The organism is Cellulosilyticum ruminicola JCM 14822, assembly GCF_001311925.1.
In the GTDB taxonomy this organism is placed as follows: Bacteria; Bacillota; Clostridia; order Lachnospirales; family Cellulosilyticaceae; genus Cellulosilyticum; species Cellulosilyticum ruminicola.
In genome coordinates this window covers 46,009-61,790 of record NZ_BBCG01000010.1, presented here as the reverse complement: position 1 = coordinate 61,790, position 15,782 = coordinate 46,009, and the positions used below count along the sequence as shown (strand labels likewise).

At 34.1% G+C, this 15,782-nt stretch carries 17 protein-coding genes; 16 read left to right on the top strand and 1 reads right to left on the bottom strand.

Annotated elements, in window-relative coordinates; all coding sequences use genetic code 11:
- The first annotated feature begins 18 nt into the window (after positions 1–18).
- The 11 genes from JCM14822_RS23635 (at position 19) to JCM14822_RS05535 (ending at position 7,765) form a co-directional block, all read left to right on the top strand.
- On the top strand, positions 19–552 hold the full coding sequence (locus JCM14822_RS23635; RefSeq protein WP_330377348.1) for a PfkB family carbohydrate kinase: 534 nt from the start codon (positions 19–21) through the stop codon (positions 550–552).
- 53 nt (positions 553–605) lie between these two features.
- The gene (locus JCM14822_RS23630) at positions 606–977 is read left to right on the top strand and encodes a PfkB family carbohydrate kinase (protein ID WP_330377352.1); all 372 of its coding nucleotides are present in this window, start codon (positions 606–608) and stop codon (positions 975–977) included.
- Between the two features lie 409 nt (positions 978–1,386).
- Positions 1,387–1,635, top strand: a complete 249-nt coding sequence (locus JCM14822_RS05570; protein ID WP_054740415.1) for a regulatory protein RecX — start codon at positions 1,387–1,389, stop codon at positions 1,633–1,635.
- Positions 1,590–2,024 (top strand): regulatory protein RecX, encoded by a 435-nt coding sequence (locus tag JCM14822_RS05565; protein WP_408606179.1) that lies wholly within the window; start codon positions 1,590–1,592, stop codon positions 2,022–2,024. The genes JCM14822_RS05570 and JCM14822_RS05565 overlap by 46 nt, the downstream gene beginning before the upstream one ends.
- Positions 2,025–2,085: 61 nt before the next feature.
- Positions 2,086–2,322 (top strand): hypothetical protein, encoded by a 237-nt coding sequence (locus tag JCM14822_RS05560; protein ID WP_054740411.1) that lies wholly within the window; start codon positions 2,086–2,088, stop codon positions 2,320–2,322.
- Between the two features lie 8 nt (positions 2,323–2,330).
- Positions 2,331–2,945: a metallophosphoesterase gene (locus tag JCM14822_RS05555; protein WP_054740409.1), complete on the top strand. Its 615-nt coding sequence runs from the start codon at positions 2,331–2,333 to the stop codon at positions 2,943–2,945.
- A 275-nt stretch (positions 2,946–3,220) separates the two neighbouring features.
- A complete protein-coding gene (gene argJ / locus JCM14822_RS05550; protein ID WP_054740407.1) occupies positions 3,221–4,441 on the top strand; it encodes a bifunctional ornithine acetyltransferase/N-acetylglutamate synthase in 1,221 nt (406 codons plus the stop codon).
- Between the two features lie 90 nt (positions 4,442–4,531).
- Positions 4,532–5,431: an acetylglutamate kinase gene (gene argB / locus JCM14822_RS05545; protein WP_054740405.1), complete on the top strand. Its 900-nt coding sequence runs from the start codon at positions 4,532–4,534 to the stop codon at positions 5,429–5,431.
- Complete coding sequence (locus JCM14822_RS23060; RefSeq protein WP_306307295.1) at positions 5,431–5,601, top strand: aminotransferase class III-fold pyridoxal phosphate-dependent enzyme; 171 nt, start codon at positions 5,431–5,433, stop codon at positions 5,599–5,601. Before argB ends, JCM14822_RS23060 begins: the two co-directional genes overlap by 1 nt.
- 32 nt (positions 5,602–5,633) lie before the next feature.
- Positions 5,634–6,599 carry an acetylornithine/succinylornithine family transaminase gene (locus tag JCM14822_RS05540; protein WP_306307297.1) on the top strand — a complete coding sequence of 322 codons (966 nt, stop codon included), beginning with the start codon at positions 5,634–5,636 and terminating at the stop codon, positions 6,597–6,599.
- A gap of 437 nt (positions 6,600–7,036) precedes the next feature.
- Positions 7,037–7,765, top strand: a complete 729-nt coding sequence (locus tag JCM14822_RS05535) for an N-acetylmuramoyl-L-alanine amidase (RefSeq protein ID WP_242861411.1) — start codon at positions 7,037–7,039, stop codon at positions 7,763–7,765.
- Positions 7,766–8,021: 256 nt separating this feature from the next.
- On the opposite strand, the gene JCM14822_RS05530 is transcribed toward JCM14822_RS05535, so the two are convergent.
- On the bottom strand, positions 8,022–9,116 hold the full coding sequence (locus JCM14822_RS05530) for an amidase domain-containing protein (protein ID WP_083461289.1): 1,095 nt from the start codon (positions 9,114–9,116) through the stop codon (positions 8,022–8,024).
- A 181-nt stretch (positions 9,117–9,297) separates the two neighbouring features.
- Here JCM14822_RS05530 and JCM14822_RS05525 point away from each other — a divergent pair, with 181 nt between their 5' ends.
- The 5 genes from JCM14822_RS05525 to JCM14822_RS05505 all read left to right on the top strand — a co-directional run bounded on the left by JCM14822_RS05525 (position 9,298) and on the right by JCM14822_RS05505 (position 15,753).
- Complete coding sequence (locus JCM14822_RS05525; protein WP_054740401.1) at positions 9,298–11,499, top strand: sensor histidine kinase; 2,202 nt, start codon at positions 9,298–9,300, stop codon at positions 11,497–11,499.
- Positions 11,500–11,583: 84 nt separating this feature from the next.
- Complete coding sequence (locus JCM14822_RS05520; RefSeq protein WP_054740399.1) at positions 11,584–12,732, top strand: glycosyltransferase; 1,149 nt, start codon at positions 11,584–11,586, stop codon at positions 12,730–12,732.
- Positions 12,733–12,869: 137 nt separating this feature from the next.
- Positions 12,870–14,519 (top strand): glutamate--tRNA ligase, encoded by a 1,650-nt coding sequence (gltX, locus tag JCM14822_RS05515; protein ID WP_054740397.1) that lies wholly within the window; start codon positions 12,870–12,872, stop codon positions 14,517–14,519.
- Between the two features lie 220 nt (positions 14,520–14,739).
- The gene (locus tag JCM14822_RS05510; RefSeq protein ID WP_054740395.1) at positions 14,740–15,210 is read left to right on the top strand and encodes a GNAT family N-acetyltransferase; all 471 of its coding nucleotides are present in this window, start codon (positions 14,740–14,742) and stop codon (positions 15,208–15,210) included.
- A gap of 195 nt (positions 15,211–15,405) precedes the next feature.
- Complete coding sequence (locus JCM14822_RS05505; protein ID WP_054740393.1) at positions 15,406–15,753, top strand: HIT family protein; 348 nt, start codon at positions 15,406–15,408, stop codon at positions 15,751–15,753.
- Positions 15,754–15,782 lie beyond the last annotated feature (29 nt).

The following is a 15,782-nucleotide window of genomic DNA, read 5'->3' as shown; positions in this document are numbered from 1 at the left end:
GAGAAAGAGAAAAGGAACATGGAGATGACACAAAACAATAATTCATACGCCCTTGTTTTTGGGATATCAATTTATGACATATTTGGATTTTCATATGCAGGATACAGACCTTATGATTCTAACCCAGGAAAAGTAAAAGTTTCTTGCGGTGGAGTATGTAGAAACATTGCAGAAAACATGTCTAGAGTTGGCGTAAATACTAAATTTATTTCTATCTTAGGAGATGATTCAAAAGGGGAAGATATTTTACGTCGTGCAAAAGAAGTTGGACTTGATATGAGTGACTCACTAGTTGTAAAAGGTGGTTCAACACCAACATATTTAGCGATTTTAGATGAACATGGTGAAATGGTATCAGCGGTAGTTGATACAAAACTTGCAAATCAGTTTTCACATGAAGAATTAGACAAGCGTGCAGAGATCATTGAAAATGCAGAATATATGATTCTAGGAGCTGATAACCCACCATTTCTTGAATATGTTTTAGAAAAATATAAAGGAAAAACAAAATTTGTATTAGACCCTGTATCAGGAGCTAAAGCAAACGTGTAGAACATTTATTACACCATTTCCACACAGTAAAACCAAACAGACACGAAGCTGAAATTATCTGTGGTTTTGAAATCAAAACACATGAAGATGTTAAAAGAGCTGGTGCTCACTTCAGATCATTAGGTATCCAGAATATCTTTATCAGCTTAGATGTAGAAGGGGTTTATTACAATAACGGTGAAGAAGAAGGAATCATTAAAGCAGCTTGTACAGAAGTACTTAATGTAACAGGTGCTGGAGACGCATTCGTAGCAGGTTTAGGTGCAGGATATATGACAAATAAATCAATTAAGGATATCGTAAAATATGCGATTTCAATGTCAAATATCACAATCTCACATGAAGAAACTATTCACCCAGAAATGACAGCAGAAAGAGTAGAGGATTATTTAAACTCAGCAACTTGGGAAGAAATTATCATTTAAGATATAGAAGGTTAACAAATAGGCCATTACCCCAGTTTCTTTTTGTTTACCAGAGGGTAGAAAAAGAGTTAATACATTCAGGTTAGGTCAACCCCAGTTGATAGTTGCTTATTTAATGGTGGAAGACGAGAAGTTAATGTATTTATATTGATGGCAGTTACAGTAGAGAGATTTACTAGGACTCAATCTCAAATAGGTTGTATTTTTGGATTTGCATGATGTAAAAATAAAAACCTCAGATGTTAATAAGATGGACATATTTAATATACTTTAATAAGAAAATCAACCCAAAAGAGTAAGTAGAAATAGCTATTTCTGGGTAAGGTAAATCTCGTTTGAAAGATGAATAAAATGGCAATACTAGGGAGAGGATTGTGATATAATTACTCATTATAAAAGGAGGTTCATTATGAAGACAATTACGAAGATTAGCGTGCAGCAAGGCGGAGAGCGCTATAGTCTCTTTTTAGATGAGGAATTTTATTGTGGTGTCAGTGAAGATACACTCATTAAGCTGAATTTAAAAAAGGGTATGCAATTAGATGAGACAACTTTAGAGCTGCTTAATAATGAAGAAGTAAAAATAAGTGCTTTTCTTATGCCGTTTATTTATTGGGTGGACGCAATTATTTTGAGAAAGCGCTCAAAGATAAATTGAGACAAAAGGAATACTCGGATGAGGCCATCTCATTTACTATGGAGAAACTTAAGGAATACAATTATATTGATGATGAAAAATTAACAGCTGCTTTTATAAGTGACAAGAAAAGGTTTTCTAAAAAGGGGCCACGTTATATCGCACAGGCTTTAAAGATGAAGGGTGTAGATAGTGAAATCATTCGAAGTGCTTTAGAAGATGGTTATGATGTGGATGAGGCTTATGAAAATTGTAAGGCGCTTGCCCTTAAGAAATATGATTATTATAAAAGAAAGACTGAAGATCAATATACTTTTAAAGGAAAGATGTATGGTTTCCTTGCTCAAAGAGGGTTTAATAGTGAAGTGATTCGCAAGGTTTTAGAAGAGCTTATGTCACAGGAAGATTAAAGTACATTGATACAAGTGGTAACGCATAAGGTATCTGATTCATATTAATAAAGGAGGATACATGGGTAGGAAGCTTATTAAGCAAGTTGTTTTATTCATAAAAGGTGTGATTAAATTTATGGTATTTTTAGTATTAGCCGGAGTATGTGTCTTAACTTATGTGAGATATGTAGAGCCTGAACTTTTAGTGACAAATGAAATCAACATAGATGCAAAAGCTTTAAATCAGAGCGTACCGCTTAAAATTGTACAATGCAGTGATATACATTTAGGGCCAGATTATAATATAGCCATTTAGAGCGTTTAGTGAAAAAGATTAATGAACTGAAGCCAGATTTACTCATATTCACTGGTGATTTAATAGATGATAACAAGAAATTTAATGAAAAAGAAGATGCTATCCGTATACTCAGTGAGATAGAAACAAAGTATGGCAAGTTCGCTGTGGCGGGCAATCATGATTATGGCAGTAATGGAATTAGGCGTTATAAGGAGATTATGAAAGCTGCTAATTTTCAGCTTTTAATGAATGAACATAAAGTGATTACATTAGAAAATGGTAAGAAGTTGAATATTATAGGTATAGATGACGCCATTTTTGGTAAAGTAGATTTGGAAAAAGCTATGTTGAATAGTGGCAAAGCGGACTATAATATTGTGCTGTGTCATGAGCCGGATTTAGCAGATGAGATTCAAAAATATCCAGCAGATTTACAGCTTTCAGGTCATAGCCATGGTGGACAGGTGAGAATTCCTTTTAAAGGGGCAATCTTAACGCCGCCTAAAGGAAAAAAGTATGTGAAGGGTTTATATGATCTAAGTTCAAGAATGAAGTTATATGTAAATACAGGAGTTGGTACCAGTCAGCAGCGCTTTAGATTAGGTACCATACCAGAGTTAACAGTTATTAACTTGAATTAATATAAATAGTAATAAGAGACTTAAAATGTATAAAATGAAATTCTAAGAGAATAGATGCAGTGGTATAAAAACCTTGTATCTATTCTTTTTTATGAACTTATGGACATGTAGGGAAAATGAAAATGTATAAGGGTTGAATAAAAATACAAATTAATTTATAAAAATTCTGAAAAGGTATTGCAAAAAAATAAAAATTAAATATAATTATAAACATATTAAAATAAGATAAAAGTTTATAATTAAATATAAAATTTAAACAATATGGAGGGATGACTATGAAACTTATACAAGGTGGCATAACAGCAGCGAAAGGATATCAAGGAGCCGGAGGACATATTGGACTTAAAGCAAAGAAAAAAGATTTAGCACTCGTATATAGTGAAACTCCTTGTACTTATGCAGGTGCTTTTACACAAAATGTGGTAAAAGCTGCACCAGTACTTTGGGATAAAAGTGTATTAGAAAAACAAAATAAAGTACATGCGATCGTTGTAAATAGTGGAAATGCTAATGCAGCAACAGGGGAGCAAGGACTTAAAGATACAGAAGAAATGGCTCAAATTGTAAGTGAGATATTAAATGTAAAAAAAGAAGAAGTATTAGTTTGTTCTACAGGTGTAATCGGTGTGAACTTACCAATGGATGTAATTAGAGCGGGAATTCCAGTGGTAGCAAAAGAATTAGAAGCAAGTTTCGAAGGTGGAGATAGTGCAGCAACAGCTATTTTAACCACAGACTTAATCAAAAAAACAATTGCTATTGAAGAAGAAATTAATGGTATAACTTATACAATTGGTGGTATGGGTAAAGGTTCTGGTATGATTCACCCTAATATGGCAACAATGTTAGGTTTCGTAACAACAGACGTTAATATCACACAAGAGATGTTACAAAAAGCACTTAAAAAATGTATTGATACATCATTTAATATGATTACAGTAGATGGGGATACAAGTACAAATGATAGCGTTCTTGTACTGGCTAATGGACTTGCAGGTAACAAGATTATCGATAGTGAAGGGGAAGCTTTTGATATCTTCTGCAACACACTCTTTGAAGTATGTAAATATATTGCCGTATCTATTGCAAAAGATGGTGAAGGGGCCACTAAACTTCTTGAAGTCAATTTAAAAGGTGCTAAAAACTTCGAAGATGGTAAAACAATTGCAAAAAGCGTTTTAACATCTAATCTTGTAAAAACAGCATTCTTCGGTGCAGATGCTAACTGGGGACGTGTATTTTGCGCAATGGGTTACTCTGGTATTGACTTTGATGCCTCTAAAGTAGATATTGATTTTGAAAGTACTGCTGGATGTATTTCACTTCTTAAAGGCGGACTTCCAATCAAATTTAGTGAAGAAAAAGCTAAAACAATTCTTCTTGAAAAGGAAATTAAAATTAGTATCACAATGGGTGAAGGTGATGCTGAAGTAACAGCTTGGGGCTGTGACTTAAGTTATGATTACGTAAAAATTAATGGGGACTACAGAAGCTAATAACGGTGTAAAAAATAGGTAAAGAGTAGATAAGGATTGAATTGAAGTAAGATTTAACATAGAGCGTTAAAACTTGAGGGGGCTTTAAAAATGGAGAATGAAAAGAAAGTAAATTTAGTAGATGATGGATTAGAAAAAGCAAAAGTGCTTATAGATGCATTACCTTATATTAGAGAATTCAATGGAAATACAGTTGTTATTAAATACGGCGGAAGTGCGATGCTTGATCCAGAAATTAATAAAACAATTATTCAAGATATTGTACTTCTTAAATTAGTAGGACTTAGACCTGTTATCGTTCACGGGGGCGGTCCTGAAATTAATACTATGCTTAAAAGACTTGATATTAAATCAGAATTTATCAACGGACTTCGTGTAACAACTAAAGAAACAATGGAAGTTGTAGAAATGGTTTTATCAGGTAAAGTTAATAAAAATATTGTACAAATGCTTGCACAACATGGCGGATGTCCTGTAGGACTTTCAGGTAAAGATGGCAAAATGTTAAGAGCTAAAAAACTTGAAAAAGATGGCATTGACTTAGGATTCGTAGGTGAAATCGAGAAAGTGAATACAAGACTTTTAAAATCACTTCTTGATGATAGTTTCATTCCAGTTATTGCACCTATTGGCGCAGATGAAAAAGGCAATACTTACAATATCAATGCAGACTATGCAGCTGTAGCGATTGCTGGGGCATTAAATGCAGAAAAACTAGTATTTTTAACAGATGTTGAAGGTGTTCTCAAAGACAAAGATGATTCATCATCACTTATTTCATTCTTAAGCGATCAAAAAGCAAAAGATTACCTTGCAGATGGCACAATTGCAGGTGGGATGATTCCAAAAGTTGAATGCTGTATGAAAGCTATTGATAAAGGTGTATCTATGGTGCATATCTTAGATGGACGTAGAAAACATGCACTAATCTTAGAAATTTATACACCAAATGGTATTGGAACAATGATGTACAAAGAGGGGGAGAAATAATGTCAGTATTAGACAATGCAAATAATTATGTAATGAACACTTATGGACGTTTTCCGCTTGTAATTTCTCATGGTGAAGGCGTTTATGTATATGATGAAAATAATAAAAAATATATCGATATGTGTGCAGGGATTGCTGTTAATGCTTTAGGTTATGGCCATAAAAATTAACACAGGCTTTACAAGCACAAGTTGAAAAACTTATTCATATTTCAAACTATTATTATACAGAACCACTTGTAAATGCATCTAAAATGCTTGTAGAAAACTCTGATTTTGATAAAGTATTCTTCTGTAATAGTGGGGCAGAAGCCAATGAAGCAGCTATTAAACTTGCTAAAAAGTATGGGAAACTTAAAAGTGAAGATAAAATTGAACTTATTTCAATGAAACAATCTTTCCATGGTAGAACATGTGGCGCTCTTACAGCTACAGGACAAGAAAAATATCAAAAGAACTTCTTACCATTATTACCAGGTACTAAATATGCTGTATACAATGATATTGAAAGTTTAAAAGAAATCATTAGTGAAAAAACATGTGGTGTTATTCTTGAAGTTATTCAAGGAGAAAGTGGAATCATTCCAGTACAAGTAGAATATCTCAAACAAGTAGAAGAACTTTGTCACAAATATGATGCCCTTCTTATCATTGATGAAGTGCAATCTGGTATGGGTAGAACCGGTAAACTCTTTGCTTATGAAAACTTCGGCATTCATCCAGATGTAGTATCTACTGCTAAAGGATTAGGTGGCGGTGTACCTGTCGGGGCTATGCTTTGCAAAGATGATGTAGCTGTATTCGTACCAGGAGATCACGCTTCTACATTTGGGGGTAATCCAATGGTAACAACAGCAGCAACAGTTGTAATGGATGAACTCGTAAACAATGGATTACTTGCTCATGTTCAAGAAGTAGGGGCTTATTTAACAGAAAAGCTCAATGTACTTAAAGATGAAGTAGACTGCGTTACAGATGTAAGAGGGATTGGTTTAATGCAAGGAGTTGAAATTACAAAAACACCTAAGGACATTGTTAGCAAATGTATGGAAAAAGGCATGCTTATCGCAAGTGCAGGCACAAACGTCATTCGTTTTGTACCACCACTTATCGTAACAAAAGAAGAAATCGACGAAGCAGTTGCTATCTTAAAAGAAGCACTTGTTTAGGGTAACTCTAAAGGTCAGCAGGTGGCATAGCCGCTTCTAACTACACTCTTCGTAATTTGTGAGTCTTTAAGCTTGAGAATTAAAGCAACGGTGTGAACTCACTACGCTGCGTTCAAACAACACACCTAAAACCGTATTGATTCTCTTCGCTAAGAAACTCAATAAATTACTACGAAGGTAGATTAGAATCGACTATGCCACCTGCTTTTCTTTATAGTTAAAACTGCGTGGAGATTAGAAAGTTAATGTATTCATCATGCTGTATGTAGAGAAATGAAGTTTTAGATATATTTATGAGTGTAGTTTCAAGGGGAGAATTAGTAAGCTTAGAGGCTGTCAAGAAGGGCAGCTTTTTTGGCAATTCATTTTTATTTAAGAGTAAAAAAATAAAGATTACATATAAATAAGGTTATAAGCATAGGAGGAGGAGCAGAAAAGTGAAGACAACAGCAAGACGAATGCTTAGAATGATGATTTATATGTTATTAATGGTGAGTGTGTGCATTACCAATGTGCCTAGAGTTTGGGCGAAGGAGCATTTTATAGTATGCATTGATCCAGGGCATCAAGCGAAGGGGGATCCTAAAGGAGAACCTATTGCGCCGGGGTCACCTCATAAGAAGGCGAGAGTGGCTTCTGGAACGGCTGGTGTGGCGACTAAAAAGCCAGAGTATGCTGTAAATATGGAGGCAGCACTTATTCTAAGAGATTTATTAACTCAAAAGGGTTATGAAGTCATAATGACTAGAGAGACTAATAAAGTTAATGTAAGTAATGTAGAACGTGCAGAAATTGCCAATAATGCCCATGCAGATATGACCATTAGATTGCATTGTGATAGTATTGGTAATGGTGGAAAGAGTGGTGCGGTACTTATTGTGCCAGCTAAAGCTGGTACACATACAGCAGGGATTTATAAACCAAGTTATGACTACGCACAGCTTTTAAAAAAATCTTTAGAAGGTAAAGGTGTAAAAGTAAACGGCATTTTTGAACGTGGAGATATGACAGGTTTTAATTGGTCTAAAGTACCTGTTATTATATTTGAAATGGGCTTTATGAGTAACTGGAATGAAGATAGAATGCTTTCAGATAAAGGGTATCAACAAAAGTTAATGGAAGCTGTCACAGAGGCATTAGATGCCTACAATCAAACGCTCAACTAATGTATCAACTTTGATGGGAAGTATAAACTTATATTTTAATGATTGGATTATTATCAAAATGTGTATCTCGCAATTTATTTGTGTATAAGTTGCTGACAATATTGTAATCATCTAATAATGAATTTTTTAATTAAATATGTCAAACACAGTTTATGGTGATGAATCTAATGATTTATATTTTATTAAATAAAGAAGGTATCACAAGATTATTATAGATAATTTTGTGGTACCTTCTTTGCATGTTGGTGTAAATAAATTAATAGTAAACATTAATTAGGTGGAAGCGGATGTTTTTGTTGCTCCAGCCGAGGTCGTATGGGACGAGAAGTCTGTCTGTATTGTGACAGGTTACAAGGGGATAACCTTTGGAATCGAGTCCTGTTACAGTGGAGATATGGACGATTTTACCTTTCTTTTCATAAGCTACGAAGTCTCCTGGGCGGAGATTGTAGGCTGCTTTATAAATTTCTTGATAAGTACCTTTTGTAATATAACCAGCACGGCCACTTCCTACCATATAGTTTTTGAAGGCTTGTGCATTGACCCAAGCTTTAGTACCGTTGCGGTCACAGTAGTTCCAAGTGCCATTCTTTTTAAATTTGCCACCTTCAAAGAGGATTTGAGAAGCAAAGTTTGCACAGTCACCACCATCAGGATTAAAGTTTTTATAGGCTTTATTATATTTAAATAGAAATTCATCATTATCACTAACACCACAGTATTTATGGGCATAGTCAACGGCACATTGGGTACGTGAATCAATAGTGTAGTCTGGTTTCTTTTGAGCCAAAATGTATTTTCTAATTTGATCAGATTTAATATTTTCTAGATTAAGTGAATCAGCAAAGGGGTCTGTGTACCATTCTTTAGTAATGATATAACGGTCGTTATCTGCTTTTAAATTCATGTAATGAGAAGTACCTAGGCGAAAAGTATTAGTTACTTCAGGTGTATCCACATAACTATAGGTAAATTCAGTAGAATTAAAGCAGAGAATGCCGTAAAGACCCGGTTCTTTTTCTTTTACTTTTCTAAGTTTAATATGAGAGTCTATTTTATTAAATTTTATACCTTGTTTTGCACACCAGTTCTTAAAATATTTTATTTTTTGTGCTTCGCTTTCGTAGGCCCAAAGACTGACTTTGATATTTAAATTGTAATGGGATTTAAGATTCTCTAAATCTGAAGCGAGAATGCAAGCATTACGATTTTGAAATAGTTCTTCTAGTATAGGTACAAAGTGTTCTTCTAAAGTTTGCTCATTAGGCTCTACAGTTGTAGTAGTTTCTTGACCAAGAGATTTGGTGACTTCATTTTCAATAACATAGTTGGGTATGCGTTGCTGTGCCATAAAAGGTGTGGAGGTAATAAAAAAGTAGATGTTAAAAAAATATTTTTAACAAAAATTTAAAAAATTTCATTAATTATTCCCCTTTATTCTATTTTTTCGCTATAATATAGTGTGTACGAAAGATAAAATAATATAAATAGAATAAAATTTGCCTTATATTTACAAAAAACAGGGGTGTATAATGAGTGATTTAATTCTGTATAAGAGCATTTTAATTATGAGTATGGTTCCGACCGTCTTAACATTTTTAATTCTATGGCAATACGAAAAGGATAAAGTACTAGAAATATGGGGAATAAGTATATTTATCTGTATGGGTGCTGTTTTAGCTACAATAATTATGGGAGAGGAAAATAAACAATATTGGTATGTAATAGATGTTGTTTATTTTTTAGGAGAATTGATTGGTCTTGTGGGCTGTGCCAAATTAATGAAACAGTGGTCTAATAAAGTTAAGCAGATACTAGTATTACAGAGATATTATATAATTTCAGGAAGTGTATTGGTACTTTTAATACCTTTACTAGGATGGTCTATTAAATGTTTTTTTCTGTTCATAGGCATTGGGTATATCGTTGCATGTATGAGTTGGCGTATATTATGTGAGTGTAATAGGAGTAATAGATTTATACTAAGTGTTACATTAGCATATCATGGGGGAACAATTATAATATGCTATATATTTGGTAAGAAAATCAGTATGCAGATTATTCTTAACAATATGCTAGCTTTGTCATATATTCTAATAGGTGTAGCGGTTGTTGTGCTTTATTACTATGGAAAAATTAGAGTATTTCAATATAGCTTAAGTTTAACGGATGAAATCATGCATAATGTGTCAATGATACTTGCTAAGGTCGACTGCATGGGGAAGATTATATATCATAATAAGCGTTTAAATGATTTCTTAGGATATGAAGAAGAATGGGTGGAAATTGGACAAGTTGTAAAGCATATGCATGATAGAGATGGTTCGCAAATGAAAAAGATGATTAATTGTTTAAGAGATGGTAAAAAAAGTGAGTATTTTCAAGTAAGATTGAAACATCAAAAAGGATATTATATATGGGTAGGTATTACAATTAATCCGATTTTGAATGAAAATGAGGAAAAAACTGGCAATGTTGTAAGCTGCAGAGAAATTACGACTGAAAAGATTACCTATTTAGATTTACAAAGAAATCAACGTAAGTTTTATCAACTTTTCAATGGAATTCAAGATGCTATTTTTATTGCACCTTATTCTATGGATTATACGTATACTTATTTTTATCAATTTAATCAAGCAGTTTGTAAAAACTTTGGTTATGATGAAGATGAGTGCAAAGAGCTGAGTCTAGCGGATTTGGATGTACGTTTCTTAGAAAAGGGAGAACGTAAGAGACAAGAGATGTTTAATCGTATATTGTCTGAAGAAGACAAGGTCATGTATGAGACTAAGTATCGTACCAAATCAGGACAACTAATTCCTGTAGAAGTGGTCCATCATAAGTTTAAACTCAATAGTCGTGATATGATTATGACTGTCGTAAGGGATATTTCTGAACGTAATATTATTAAAGAGACTAAGCAGCTTGAGAAATTAAAAAGTGAGTTCTTAGCAAATGTAGCCCATGAATTACGTACACCACTTAATGTCATTATCGTTACGTTGCAATCTATGGAAATTTATACAGCAGATTTGTGTAGGAGATTAGGTGAAGTGGATCAAAGGGGAAAATATTATACAGGAATTATGAAACAAAATGCCTTAAGGCTTCTTAAACTTGTAAATAATTTCTTGAGTATGGCTAAAGTTGAAGCAGGGTATTATGAAGCGAATAAGCAAAATTATAATATTGTTAGTTTAGTAGAAGACATTAGTCAATCTGTTATTGATTATATAAAAGAAAATTTAATTACTTTTGAGTTTGATACTAATGTAGAGGAAAAGGTTGTGTATTGTGATCCTGAAATGATAGAGAAAATAGTATTGAATCTTATTTCTAATGCTGTGAAGTTTACAGACCCAGGTGGTATGTTGATGGTGGATATTAATGATAAGAGAGACAAGGTACAAATCATTGTGTCAGATTCAGGACGAGGCATTCCAGAGGATAAGTTAGGTGTAATTTTTGAACGTTTTAGGCAGGCAGACAAAACATTCACAAGAAAGCAAGAAGGCTGTGGTATAGGCTTATCTTTAGTGAAAAGTTTTGTAAAAGCCCATGAGGGGACTATTACTGTACGCAGCGAGGTTGGATTTGGAAGTCAGTTCATTATAGAATTGCCAGCTTTTGTGGATGAAGAGACGCCGTATGAGGACTATGATTTAGATGCGAAGGGAAATACCCTTTATAGAAGAGCTCTAGAATTCTCGGATATTATTCATAAAGAGGCATAAGAGGTAAAATAAGAGATTCATGATAAATTTATAGGGTATACGATATAATATTAAGAAGAGTGATAAAAGAGAGGTAGAAGTCACGTGGATTGTATAAGTATTATCGTACCTATTTATAATGCAGAGCAATATTTAGTTAGATGTATAGAATCAATGATTTCTCAAACTTATCAAAGATTAGAAATCATTTTAGTTAATGATGGCTCAAAAGATGGCAGCTTAGAAATTTGTAAAGCTTATGCCGCCCGAGATAGCCGCATTGTCATTATAGATAAACAGAATGCAGGAGTTGCTTTAGCTAGGAATTCAGGTCTTGAAATAGCCAGTGGCAAATATATAGGATTTGTTGATCCTGATGATTGGTTGGAAACGAATATGTATGAGAGACTTCTTGAGGGAATTAAATCCTCACCTTATCCTATTTGTTTGTGTAACTATTTTAAGGATACTAAAAAGCGTAGTATACCAAAGTACTTTGGTTTTAGTGATACAAGTTTAGATGCCAATATGGTACGCAAAAAGATTATTCCAGATATGATAGGTATGGATGATTTAACGCCTAGATATGTGTATATCATGGGCTGTGTATGGCGAGGCTTATATGAAAGAAGGTTCATTGAAGCAAATGGACTGCGTTTTACACCTGGCATTACGATTATGGAAGACTTAGTTTTTATGGTGCAGTCATTATTAAAAAGTAATGGTGTGCAAATTGAGCAGGGTGTCTATTATCATTATGTACAAAATCCTAAATCTATTTTGCATTCTTATAATAAGAAGATATGGGAAGACCAAATGCGTGTCCATTATTTGTTAGAAAAGAGTGTAAGAGAAGCAGGGATGGAAACAGAAGTCCGCAATCGTTTAGATTTAAGGTATATTGGTATGGTGCTTGTAGCCCTTAGAAATGAAGCGCTTATTAAAAATGATCATGAGCTTAAAGAACGCTTTGAAAATATCAAAGAAATCTGTACCGATGAGAAGCTTAAGCTTATATTAGAAAGAGTAAAGCCTATTCAAATGCCTTTAATTAGAGAAGAGGAAATAGATAATGAAAATGCCACACTCTTAGGCCGACTCAAAGAACTTGCTAAGATTTCAAATTATACACATAATAAAAAAGCTAAAAGGGAGCAAGTTTCTAAGAAGTTAAAGAACAAAAAAAGAGCCTATTTAAAATCTGAGATAAGGCTTATAGAAGTTATTAAGGAGAAAAAAGGTAAGCGTAAGTAGAAAGGTGAAAAGAGCTAGTCTTTACAAGAAACATTTCGCTAGGTATAATAAAAAAGATGTAAAAAAGTAAGTACCTTTTACCTTAAAGGGGAAGGTTTTTATAAATGAAAATACTAATGAAAAGGTAAGGTGGAAACATGAGTTTACAAAAACTAGCAGATTTAATTTTCCCAGATATCACAAAAATACCAGCTGACTTTATCAGTCAATATCCAAAAAGAGAATTAAAAGAAGGGGCAAGAGTTACGCGTTACGCACCAAGTCCAACTGGTTTCCAACATATTGGTGGTGTATTCGCAGCGCTCGTTAGCGAAAGAATCGCACATCAAAGTGGCGGAATCTTCTACCTTAGAATTGAAGATACAGACCAAAAAAGAGAAGTAGAAGGTGCCATTGATGATACAATCGCAACAATGCACAACTTCGGTATGGACTTCGATGAAGGTATGACAGGTCAAGAAACTTCTAAAGGAATCTATGGCCCATACAAACAAAGTGAACGTGAAGAAATCTATAAAACATTTGCAAAAGACTTAATCGTAAAAGGTCTTGCATACCCATGTTTCTGCACACCAGAAGAATTAAATGAAATGCGTGAAAAACAAGTAGCTGCTAAAATTACACCTGGTTGCTACGGTGAATATGCAATCTACAGAAATTTATCAGCTGATGAAGCGATTGCAAAAATCGAATCAGGTACACCATACATTCTTCGTTTAAAATCACCTGGGGATGCAGAAAAACGTATACAATTCACTGACCTTATCAAAGGTGAAACATCATTTCCAGAAAACATTCAAGATGTTGTTATCATCAAAGCTGATGGACTTCCAACATATCACTTCGCACATGCAATTGATGACCACTTAATGGGTACAACAACTGTTATTCGAGGTGAAGAATGGTTATCATCTCTTCCAATTCACGTACAACTCTTCGATGTACTTGGATTCGAACGACCAGAATACGCACATATTCCAAATGTTATGAAATTAGATGGAGATTCTAAACGTAAACTTTCTAAACGTAAAGACCCAGAAAGTGCTGTAAGCTACTATAAAGAAGAAGGGTATCCAAGAGCTTCTGTAGTAGAATACCTCTTAAATATCATTAATTCTACATTCGAAGAATGGCGTATGGAAAATCCAAAAGCTGATTACTTAGAATTCCCAGTAGCACTTGATAAAATGAGTAAAAGTGGGGCACTCTTCGACCTCGTAAAATTAAATGACGTAAGTAAAGATGTTATTTCAAAAATGCCAGCAGAAGAAGTATACACACTTTACACAGCGTGGGCTAAAGAATTCGATCAAGAAATGTATGACATCGTAACAGCACACAAAGAGATGTCTAAAGCAATCTTCGGTATCGATAAAGAAGGTCCAAAACCTCGTAAAGACTTCGGTAAATGGTCAGAAGTAAAAGAAAAAATCTGCTACTTCTACAACGAATTATTCAGTGGTGAAACAGAAGTAGAGTTCCCTAAAACAGTAACAGTGGAAGAAGCTAAAGAAATCATCACAGGATACAAAGAAGTTTATGACTTCAACACAACACAAGAAGAATGGTTCGAAGAACTTAAAGCTTATGCTGTAGCAAATGGTTATGCAGCAGATAGAAAAGCTTACAAAAAAGCTCCAGAAGCATTCAAAGGTATGGTATCAGATGTAGCTGGAGCTGTAAGAACAGCTTTAACCCATAGAACTAATACTCCTGATTTATATACAATTATGCAAATTATTGGGGAAGAAGAAGTTAGAGCACGTTTTTCTAGCTTTATCGGGTAGTTTGGCATAGGAAGGGGCGCTCCGCATATGGTAGGCAGCACGCTACGCTCTACGTAATTTGTGGTCTCTAAGTTCGATAATCAAAAGCAACGGTGTGAACTCACTGCGCTACGCTGCGTTCAGATATCACACCTAAAACCGCTTTGATTATTTTCTCTAAGAGACTCAAGAAATTACTCCGCATGTAGCTTAGCTGCCTACCATATGCGGAGCTTCTTCTATGTCAAACCCGACTTCGCTAGAAAAAGATGATTTTGGGGTGGCAGCTTTTTGGTGGAGGAGGAATGAAGGTTTAGGGAGGTATATTATTATATATTCCATGAAAGATGTTTCTCAAATGAAGGCATTGGTAAGTGGATTAGCTAGGAATGAGGATGCTTGGCTTTTGGAGGACAAGGAGACGGGGAATGTTATTGGGTATGTGATAGTAGATATTCCATATGATATATTGAGAATTGGTGAGATTGCCTATGTTATTGCTGAAAGGTATCAGAAGTGTGGATATGCTTATGAGGCGACTAATTATATTGTGAGGAAGTATAATGAAACCAATGTGGCTTCTGGCAAACTGTTGAATAAGCTAGGTTTTCGCATTGAAGCAACTTTGCGAGGGCGTAGAATAGATGGCTTATCAGGGGAAAGAAATAATATGGTGATTTGTTCAATAACAAAAGATGAAGTGAAGTTCTGATTAAAATATGATGTATTTAACACCATGCTTAAATCATTTACCAATTTTATCATAGTGACATTAGCAAAATAGTGATGTAAATGGAGCTGCAATTATGAATGAAGGTTTAATGGAGAGTATTGCAAAGCTAGAACTTGCGATGTTTTTTTGAATTTAATTTGAAAATACTGATTATATAAAGCATAATAAAATAAGATAAAGGAGAATATCACTAGTAGCTTTGTGTATGAAGATGAGCTAGTGATGGCATTTATGGATATAGAACCTATTAACGAGGGCTATGTATTAGTTGTGTCTAAGATACATTATTTGGATATAGAGGAAATACCAGATGAATTGTTGACAACATATTTAATGGGGGGTGCAAAAGAAATTGTAAAAGCACTTAAAAAGGTATATGCACTTGATGGCTATAGTATTATGCAAAATGGTGGGGAATTTAATGACATAGGCCATTTTCATCTCCATATTTTCTTGAGATATAAGGGAGATGGATTTAGTTGGATATGTAGTGAAGAGGGGAAAAATGCCTTTATAGAATAAAGGCAAATATAATAGGAGGATAGATTAGA

Bases quoted from the DNA above. Each gene is read 5' to 3' on its own strand.
- JCM14822_RS23635 (WP_330377348.1), top strand. From the start codon at position 19: ATGGAGATGACACAAAACAATAATTCATACGCCCTTGTTTTTGGGATA.
- JCM14822_RS05570 (WP_054740415.1), top strand. From the start codon at position 1,387: ATGAAGACAATTACGAAGATTAGCGTGCAGCAAGGCGGAGAGCGCTAT.
- JCM14822_RS05560 (WP_054740411.1), top strand. From the start codon at position 2,086: ATGGGTAGGAAGCTTATTAAGCAAGTTGTTTTATTCATAAAAGGTGTG.
- argJ (WP_054740407.1), top strand. From the start codon at position 3,221: ATGAAACTTATACAAGGTGGCATAACAGCAGCGAAAGGATATCAAGGA.
- argB (WP_054740405.1), top strand. From the start codon at position 4,532: ATGGAGAATGAAAAGAAAGTAAATTTAGTAGATGATGGATTAGAAAAA.
- JCM14822_RS23060 (WP_306307295.1), top strand. From the start codon at position 5,431: ATGTCAGTATTAGACAATGCAAATAATTATGTAATGAACACTTATGGA.
- JCM14822_RS05530 (WP_083461289.1), bottom strand. From the start codon at position 9,116: ATGGCACAGCAACGCATACCCAACTATGTTATTGAAAATGAAGTCACC.
- JCM14822_RS05525 (WP_054740401.1), top strand. From the start codon at position 9,298: ATGAGTGATTTAATTCTGTATAAGAGCATTTTAATTATGAGTATGGTT.
- gltX (WP_054740397.1), top strand. From the start codon at position 12,870: ATGAGTTTACAAAAACTAGCAGATTTAATTTTCCCAGATATCACAAAA.
- JCM14822_RS05510 (WP_054740395.1), top strand. From the start codon at position 14,740: ATGTCAAACCCGACTTCGCTAGAAAAAGATGATTTTGGGGTGGCAGCT.